The sequence below is a fragment of the Streptococcus sp. 10824 genome (genome assembly GCF_013276595.1).
Classification (GTDB): Bacteria; Bacillota; Bacilli; order Lactobacillales; family Streptococcaceae; genus Streptococcus; species Streptococcus pseudopneumoniae.
The window spans coordinates 1-295 of sequence record NZ_VMLH01000119.1 but is presented as its reverse complement, the minus strand read 5'-3'; the positions used below and the strand labels follow the sequence as shown (position 1 = coordinate 295).

Here is a 295-nt window from a genome sequence, read left to right as displayed (position 1 = left end):
AACTCAATATTACTTGGAATCTCTAAGGTACTTGATTTATGCCATATAGCATTATCCATGACAAGTAAAATATAGTCATCTGGATAAGCTTGTGAGACTTGCCGTAGAAATTCATTGGTCCACTCAGTATTGCATCCTCCAGCAATGAGGAAAAAGGAATCTCCTGTCTGAACATCTACTGCCCCATAACAATAGCGATATTCTCGCATATAATGACTAGGAATGCTAGGTCGGATTCCTTGAGGAGCCCAACAAGAACTCATCTTACTGATTCTTCCGAAACCAGCTTCATCTT

The 295-nt window shown here is 39.7% G+C and carries 1 protein-coding gene; it reads right to left on the bottom strand.

The features are described from left to right. Nucleotides 1-295: transposase (locus tag HT701_RS09935; RefSeq protein WP_172931479.1), on the bottom strand; the 295-nt coding region annotated here is incomplete at both ends.